Origin of the sequence: Pontibacter sp. Tf4, from assembly GCF_014212495.1 — a bacterium.
In the GTDB taxonomy this organism is placed as follows: Bacteria; Bacteroidota; Bacteroidia; order Cytophagales; family Hymenobacteraceae; genus Pontibacter.
Map to the genome: position 1 here is coordinate 222,482 of NZ_JACKZC010000009.1, position 7,795 is coordinate 230,276.

At 47.7% G+C, this 7,795-nt stretch carries 7 protein-coding genes, 1 rRNA gene and 1 pseudogene; all 9 read right to left on the reverse strand.

Annotated elements, in window-relative coordinates:
• Positions 1 to 23 precede the first annotated feature (23 nt).
• On the reverse strand, positions 24 to 779 hold the full coding sequence (locus tag H7F15_RS15980; RefSeq protein WP_185197990.1) for a hypothetical protein: 756 nt from the start codon (positions 777 to 779) through the stop codon (positions 24 to 26).
• A 130-nt stretch (positions 780 to 909) separates the two neighbouring features.
• Positions 910 to 2,055 carry a glycosyltransferase gene (locus H7F15_RS15985; protein ID WP_185197991.1) on the reverse strand — a complete coding sequence of 382 codons (1,146 nt, stop codon included), beginning with the start codon at positions 2,053 to 2,055 and terminating at the stop codon, positions 910 to 912.
• A 2-nt stretch (positions 2,056 to 2,057) separates the two neighbouring features.
• On the reverse strand, positions 2,058 to 3,032 hold the full coding sequence (locus H7F15_RS15990) for a glycosyltransferase family 2 protein (RefSeq protein WP_185197992.1): 975 nt from the start codon (positions 3,030 to 3,032) through the stop codon (positions 2,058 to 2,060).
• A 3-nt stretch (positions 3,033 to 3,035) separates the two neighbouring features.
• On the reverse strand, positions 3,036 to 3,566 hold the full coding sequence (locus tag H7F15_RS15995) for a DUF4199 domain-containing protein (protein WP_185197993.1): 531 nt from the start codon (positions 3,564 to 3,566) through the stop codon (positions 3,036 to 3,038).
• 23 nt (positions 3,567 to 3,589) lie between these two features.
• Complete coding sequence (locus tag H7F15_RS16000; protein WP_185197994.1) at positions 3,590 to 4,099, reverse strand: DUF4199 domain-containing protein; 510 nt, start codon at positions 4,097 to 4,099, stop codon at positions 3,590 to 3,592.
• Between the two features lie 69 nt (positions 4,100 to 4,168).
• A complete protein-coding gene (locus H7F15_RS16005; protein ID WP_185197995.1) occupies positions 4,169 to 5,431 on the reverse strand; it encodes a dihydroorotase in 1,263 nt (420 codons plus the stop codon).
• A 3-nt stretch (positions 5,432 to 5,434) separates the two neighbouring features.
• On the reverse strand, positions 5,435 to 7,129 hold the full coding sequence (locus H7F15_RS16010; protein ID WP_255481284.1) for a hypothetical protein: 1,695 nt from the start codon (positions 7,127 to 7,129) through the stop codon (positions 5,435 to 5,437).
• A gap of 75 nt (positions 7,130 to 7,204) precedes the next feature.
• Positions 7,205 to 7,429: pseudogene (locus tag H7F15_RS19675) on the reverse strand (BatA domain-containing protein); the annotation flags it as partial.
• A gap of 261 nt (positions 7,430 to 7,690) precedes the next feature.
• A 5S ribosomal RNA gene (gene rrf, locus H7F15_RS16015) occupies positions 7,691 to 7,795 on the reverse strand; the annotation flags it as partial.

Here is a 7,795-nt window from a genome sequence, read left to right on the forward strand (position 1 = left end):
AAATGCTTAACAGAAGGAACGGTTTACTCTCCGGTGTTGGCTTCCAGGGAGTCGTAGTGGGCTGCGATTTTTGCAAGGGCGCTTTCACGCTGGTATTTGAACCGGATGCTGTTCTCCCTTATAAATTTATTCAGCTCTTTTTTCTGGTCACGCAGCACGTTCAGTACCGAGCCTTTGCTCTTCACCGGATAATACACGCCATCTTTCAGGAGATAGAAGCGGTCGGTTGTTTTGTACTCGCCTTCGTAGCCGTTGTTGGTTACACGCTCCTGCAATACTTTCTCGCGACGATGCAGGGCTTTAGTCTCGCCATCGTACAACAAACTATAGAAGCCTGGTTTTAAAGAAGCTTTGGCAGCGCTGTCGACAGCAATCCGGATAAACGTGTGTTTCCCGATCTCAAACCCGCTTACTTTTTCTTTTACCAGCTTCTGCGATAAACCGCTTACAGGGTGTATGGTGATCACCTCATCCAACTCCACATCATACAACAAAGGAACGCTACTGTACAGGGCGCCATCGTAGGCTACATTTCCTTCTACAAACGTTTTGGCATCATAATACTGGTTGCCTTCAATGTGCGGACGTACCTGTACTCTGTATTCGGAGCCATTGTACAATAAGGCCTGCATGCCTATTGTTTGCTGATAAGATTTAATAGCCCCTGAAACAGATTGCTGCAGAAAGCCGGTATCGGCTTGCCCGGACTGGGCTTGTACTATAGCAGGCAGGCATAAAAAAGCGACAAGCGCACTGACTGGCAGGAAACGTAATGACATAGCTGGCTAAAAGGTAGTTGTTAAAGTTGGTGCTTTAAATATATACCTTTTTAATGTTGTAACAACTGAACACGTTTATAATTTTACTATTGTATCTACGAAAAGCTAAATAGTTTCTACCAAACCGGGATCAGCGGCATTGTTCGGCCAGTTTGTAAACGGCTTCGGTAAAAGTGCCCCAGCTAAAGCGCTGCTTGTATTCTCGGATATGCTGCTCCAGTTGCGCAGCCCGCCCGGAACTATAGAAATTGAGGATGGCATTGGCTATAGTTTGCGGCTGTGGTGCTACCACATATCCCACTTTGCCATCGGGCACCAGCTCGGCCAGGCCACCTACATCGGTTACCACCATAGGCTTGTTAAAATGATAGGCAACCTGTGTTACGCCGCTCTGTGTGGCATGTTTGTATGGTTGTACCACCAGGTCGGCAGCGCAGAAATAATGGCGCACTTCGGCGTTGGGAATAAAATCAGTGTGGAGGATAAGCTGTTGCTGCAACTGCAGTTCTTCTATCAGTTTATAGTAGTGCGAGGCTTCTTCATAGAACTCACCAGCCACGATAAGCTTCAGGTTTTTGAGGGCTTTGATGCGCGGATCGGCCATGGCCTGCAGCAACAGGTCGAGCCCTTTGTAAGCGCGTATAAACCCGAAGAACAGCAGATAACTATAGTTTGGATCAAGCCCGAGTGCAGCACAGGCCTCCGTTTTGGATTCTATAGTTCCGAAGTTATCATAGAGCGGATGGGCTAAATACAGGTTTGGCTTATCAGGTTCAAAGCGCTGCAGGTCCTGCTGCACCGACCGCGACATGGTTATAAACCCGTGGCAGGCACCAAGGAAATATTTTGTAAAAGGTACATCGCCGGGACGCTTCTCATGGGGCACTACATTATCAGTAATAGCTAAAACACGGCTATAGTTGTTGCGGCGAATGATGCGGGCTATAGTTCCGAGGGCAGGGCCCATAAACGGTAGCCAGTACCTGAAAATAACAATATCCGGTTTTTGCCTGCGGATGTAGTTACCGGTTTTAAGCCAACTGAGCGGGTTAATGGAGTTGATAAGGACTTTGATCTGCAAGCCTTCGGGGGCGGGCTCATCAGAATACTGGCTTTTGCCCGGGAACAGGAACGACGGATACTGTAAGCTGAAGGTAACGATCTCCACTTCATCGCCATTCTCCTGGAAAGCCTGCGCCAGCCGCTCGTTAAAAGTTGCCATCCCACCGCCACGCAGCGGGTGTGCCGGGCCAACTATAACTATACGGCGCGCCATAACTATACTCTGACAGCGCCCACCTGGTCGCGTACCAGGTATTCGTTCTTTTTGCTGGATGTCATGGAGATCATCTCAGCCAGGAAGCCAGCCAGAAACAGCTGCACACCCAGGATTACTGTCACCAGCGCCAGGAAAAACAAGGGCTGATCCACAATATCGCGCACGCGGCCATCAGAATACAACCTGAACAGCTTCTGTACGATGAGCCAAACCGTTATACCTAAACCGGCTGTAAACATCAGGGTGCCCAGGGTACCAAAAAAGTGCATCGGGCGTTTCTTAAACCGGCTTACAAACGTGATCGAAAGCAGATCCAGGAAACCGTATACGAAGCGTTCCAGGCCAAATTTGGTGGTACCATACTTGCGCTCCTGGTGTTTTACCACTTTCTCGCCAATTTTGGTGAAGCCGTTCCATTTGGCAATAACCGGAATATAGCGGTGCATTTCGCCGTGCACTTCTATCGTCTTTACTACCAGTTGGCGGTACGCCTTCAGGCCGCAGTTAAAGTCGTGTAGTTGTATGCCCGACAGTTTGCGGGTAGCAGCGTTAAATAATTTGGTAGGAATGGTTTTGCTAAGCGGGTCGTAGCGTTTCTGTTTCCAGCCGCTTACCAGGTCGTATTTCTGGTGCTTGATCATGTCGTACAGCGCCGGAATTTCATCGGGGCTGTCCTGCAGGTCGGCATCCATGGTAATTACCACCTCGCCGGCACACCGCTGAAAGCCCATGTGCAGCGCTGCTGACTTGCCATAGTTGCGGTTAAAGCTGATGCCTTTTACTGTGTTGTCTTCGGCGCTCAGGTCCTGAATCACGTCCCAGGAACGATCGGTGCTGCCGTCGTCAACCAATATAATCTCATAAGAAAACTCGTGCGCATGCATCACACGTCTGATCCAGCGCACGAGTTCTGGCAATGATTCCTCTTCGTTAAAGAGCGGAACTACTACCGAAATATCATAAGGGTATTGCATTTTTTATTCGAACTCCGGCCTGTTTCTTTTCATGATAGCAGAGAGAATCAAAGATAATAGAAAACCTATTACAACCGCTCCTATCAGACCACCTAAAATCAAAGCTAACGGTCCCTGGAACTTCTCTGACATGGACATGGCTGCATCTACCTGCTCATCCGTCATCCCCTGGTCAAGCAGGGCGTCTATCTGCTTGTCGCGCATACGGCCCATGTACTCGGTATCAACAAACGTGGTATAGATCCACATAAAGATACCTGACAGCAAGCCCGAAATGGCCGAAACCAGCGTTCCGATGCCAAGCCCCTGCCCATAGGACATAAATCCACCGTTAAGGGTGCGGTATTCTTTCATGGCCAGCACAATACCGGCAATCATAATGATGAACGACAGAGCAGATAGCCAGCGGTTATCGCTCATATCCAGCACCATAATGATTAAAGTATAAACGATACTTACGAGTGCGGTGATGAGACCATACTTCAGCGCTACCGAAGTAACAGAAGGTTGTTGCGTTTGTGAATAGTTGTCCATGGTATAAGGTTAAGGGTTAAAGATTACTTACGGTAAAATACGGCGGCTACCAACGCAAATATCAACCCTCCAAAAAACCGCTTCACAAAATCATCGGCTGCTAGCATCGATGGCGTGATCGAATCCAGTGCTTTGTAGCCTTCTTCGTACATACGCTCACCTAAAATTTTTATCTGCTCTTCGCGGGTTTGTTCCAACAGCGCTTTCATTTCCTGTATGTGCTGCTGTATCAGTTCGGGGCCTGCGAAATATGCCAGGATAAACACCAGCATAGAGGCGCACAGCGATATATAAAACGTAACAGCTGCCCCAACCCGGAACCCGCGCAAAAAGCCCAGCTCGGTATCGATAAACTTTTTGTAGTACCTGATTCCCCAGAAAATGGCAAACGGAACAGGTAAGTAACTATAGCGACCGTAATCGCCGAACGGGTTTTTCCCGAAAAGATAGACCAGGAGCAGAATAACAAAACAAATTATGCCGCCTGTAACGCCATAGCGTATGCCTACCCTTGTAATTGCCTGATTAAACATTATATGAAATTTACCAGCGCAACAGCTATAGTTGCTAACTGTAATATAGTTATAAATTTATGAAAAAGACTAATTTAACACCAGCTGTCCTTTGTGAATGATGCCGATCACTCTGCCGGTGAGCTGCTGGCCAAAGAACGGACTGTTCACGCCTTTTGACCGGGCAGTACTTTCATCATACACCCAGCTCTGGGTCGGGTCGAAAATAGTGAGATTGGCTTCTGCGCCTTCGGCTATAGTTGGCTGAGGCAGTTGCAGTATGGTGCGCGGAGCAGTAGTTAGCTTGTCAACTATAGTTTCCAGAGGCACTGCGTCGGTTAGCGAAGCGTTGGCCACGGCAAAAGCAGTTTCCAGGTTTATGATACCGAACTCTGCCAGGTCAAATTCCAGCTTCTTGGCTTCGGTATCGTGTGGCTGATGTCCTGAAACTATAGCATCTATCGTTCCATCGGCAAGGCCCTGTTTTATGGCTTCCGCATCAGCAGCACTCCGGAAAGGCGGGTTTACTTTATAGTTTGTATCAAAAGGAGCAATGGTTTCGTCGGTAAATGCAGCCTGGTAACTGGCTACATCGCAGGTTACCTGCAGGCCATCGGCTTTCGCTTTCCGGATGCTTTCTACAGCGCCTTTGGTGGATATCAGGGAGAAATGGAGTTTACCGCCTGTGTAAGCCAGCAACTGCAGGTCGCGGGCAACTATAGTTTCCTCGGCCAGGGCGGGCAGGCCTTTCATACCCAGCATGGTACTGGCTACTCCTTCGTGCATCTGCCCGAAAGCAGTGAGTCTGGTGTTTTCCGGCCGGTTCAGCAGCAGTCCGTCAAATAACTGCAGGTACTGTAAAGCCTTCACCATCACTTCAGCGCCCTGTATGGGGTGTGTGCCATCGGTAAACGCTATGGCACCTGCCTGCTTCAGGTCTATCATCTCAGTCAGCTCTTTGCCTTCGGCTTCCATAGTTACCGCCGCAGTCGGGTGCAGTGTTACCGGCAACTGTAGCGACCTGTTCCTGATATAATTGATAGCGCCTTTGGTTTGTACTACCGGGTTTACGTTGGGCAGGCAAAGTACTTCTGTAAAACCACCGGCTGCGGCGGCCTGTGCCATGCTTTGCAGGTCTTCCTTGTGCTCCAGGCCTGGTTCGCCGGTTACAGCAAACATATCCACCCACCCTGCCGAAACGCACAGGTTATCTGCGGCTATAGTTGTATCAGCCTGCTTTTCGTCAGGACCAATGTAGGTTATCTTTCCCTGCTCTATTAAAATGTTTTGCTGTTGCAGGTGATGCTTAGATGCTGGATGATAGATGGTAGCGGCTCTCAGGAAAATGTTCATGTGTCAACGGAATCGTATAAGGGCTATTTCGGCCATCAGAAAAACCAGACACAATATTAGACAATATTTCCAAAGCTTCACGCCAAAATATCTTTTTTCAAACTCATTCTTCACCGAGAAGGCGTCGCCATAGTCATAGACGTGTACATTTGGCTTGTCCTTGCCTATCAGGATGCGCAGTTCATCAGGCGTATATTGTTCCAGGTATGATTCGCGGTTGTCATAATTAAAAGCCACAGAACCAACAGGCGCATCATCCAACGTAAGATTATAGATTCCGGCCTCGTTCAGGTCAGGTGGAACTGTAAAATATAAGTTGCCCCCTCTTATCTGCTGTTCCGGTATAAAAACGGCACTGTCTTTCTGTAGTTTGTAGATTCCTTCGCCGGCTATAGTTTGTGCTACCGGCATACGCACTGTGCCAGAACTCATGGTATAAGCCAAAGGCTGTTCCTGTTTATATCCAGTAATGGCGAGCTTATACAACACGGGCAGCAACAGTGCGTGGTTCACAAAGGAGGTATACTCCTCCTGCAGAGGCGATGCCAATAAATAAACCTGGCCTTTGCCCCGCTCAAACCTCGACAAAAATGGTGTACCGCCTCTATATTTGAGAATGTCATCTGAGGCTCGTGCCCATTGAATTGTTCTGGCAGCAGCAGGCATCTGCATCTTTTTATCGTATTCTGAAAAGATGCCCCTAAAAAAAGGATTGTCCGGAGCAGGTGGCAAAAGTTCCGTTTTGGTTTTGTTGGTTGAACCTATAGTTCGTGCGGCTATAGTTATTTGCCTGAAAAGTTCATCGTAACCCTGTACTTCCGAAGTAGCAGCCGGAACCACCAGTAATGTACCACCGTCCTTCACAAAATTACCAGCAGTAGTTGCCAGGCCTGTGCTTATTGTTTTCAATCCGTGCAGTATAAGCACATCAGCTGCATTCACACGCGCATAATCTACCCCACCAGAAGTAAAGCGGGTATAATCGAAAAGCGGTTCCTTGCTGTATAGCTCTTTAAGATCAATGTCCCCGCCATCTGAAATCTCTGCAATGCGCACACCCGGAGAAGCTGACAGCGTGAAATAATACGTGTTATCAAACTCTACCGGGTAATCTTCCAGAACTATAGCCGCCCTGCTCGTCTTATTATCCCCTACTCTGAATTTTATAGTTGCCGTAGTCGCCTGTTTCGGCGGGAGGTCCAGGCTCATGGCTGCTACCTGCTCATTATTTACGATCAGCTTTAAAGGTACATCTTCAGCCGTTTCTGAACCGGTGTTGTAGACTACAGCATGTATCATCGTCTCAGCCCCTTTCCGAATAAAAGCATCTTCCAGGTACACAGTGTCAACAAAAATATTGGAAGTTCCACCAGCCGCAACAGGAATAATGTGCAGCTGGGTTTTGTCAGGAAACAATTCGATATCTGAAGCAGCAAACTGGTTCTTCTGAAAATCTGAAAACCAGAAAACATGTCCATCGGAATTACTTCTGAAACCCCGCATTGAGGCGGCACTAAAATCAAGATGATTTAACTTATCAGATGCATCAGGCAACGAAGCAAAGTGGTTACGGGAATAACTGCTGTTGTCGAACACATCATAAACAGTAGCGGGCGGAAAAAGACTAAGCACCGTACGTGCTTTATCAATACTATAGGAAAGCAGCGAAATATCCTGTCCTTCATGCAAATTCTGCATACTATAGGAGTTATCCACTAGAATAGATACATCGTTCTGAGAGCTTTGTTGCGATACTGCGCCAGGTATATAAGGTTGGGCAAAAGCCAAAACTAAGAAAACAATAAAGAGGATGCGGCATAATAAAATGAGCAGATCTCTTAGCTTACGCTGACTGGCAGTAACTTCCTGAGACGCCTGAATGAAACGCACATTACTGAACTGTACCCTTTTTGCCCTGCGCAATTGCACCAAATGCAAAATTACAGGTATAGCCGTAGCCAGAAGTGCCGCCAAAAAGGTAGGATACAGAAAAGTCATAGATCAAGTTAGACAGGAAATGCCAAATATACAACGGCAATCACGTCAACCTATTACGCGCTATACTGCAAAATGATATTAACAGCGAAGTAAAAAAGAAAGAGTTACTATAGTTGGGTGTAGAGATAAAAGAGACTTCAACAATTTGGGATTAGCCACTATAGATTAAAGAAAATTTAGACCTTCTTCCCCCTCCCCTCCTATATGCCCTAAAACGAGAACACCCCTTGTCTTTTTGAGGGACAAGGGGTGTTTTGTTGGGGTTGGCGGCCACCTACTCTCCCGGATGTGACTCCAGTACCATCGGCGCGTCCGGGCTTAACTTCTCTGTTCGGGATGGGAAGAGGTGCTCACCGGAGCCATAGC

Excerpts from the sequence above, each read along its gene's own strand:
- H7F15_RS15980 (WP_185197990.1), bottom strand. The coding sequence starts at position 779 with ATGTCATTACGTTTCCTGCCAGTCAGTGCGCTTGTCGCTTTTTTATGC.
- H7F15_RS15985 (WP_185197991.1), bottom strand. The coding sequence starts at position 2,055 with ATGGCGCGCCGTATAGTTATAGTTGGCCCGGCACACCCGCTGCGTGGC.
- H7F15_RS15990 (WP_185197992.1), bottom strand. The coding sequence starts at position 3,032 with ATGCAATACCCTTATGATATTTCGGTAGTAGTTCCGCTCTTTAACGAA.
- H7F15_RS15995 (WP_185197993.1), bottom strand. The coding sequence starts at position 3,566 with ATGGACAACTATTCACAAACGCAACAACCTTCTGTTACTTCGGTAGCG.
- H7F15_RS16000 (WP_185197994.1), bottom strand. The coding sequence starts at position 4,099 with ATGTTTAATCAGGCAATTACAAGGGTAGGCATACGCTATGGCGTTACA.
- H7F15_RS16005 (WP_185197995.1), bottom strand. The coding sequence starts at position 5,431 with ATGAACATTTTCCTGAGAGCCGCTACCATCTATCATCCAGCATCTAAG.
- H7F15_RS16010 (WP_255481284.1), bottom strand. The coding sequence starts at position 7,129 with ATGCAGAATTTGCATGAAGGACAGGATATTTCGCTGCTTTCCTATAGT.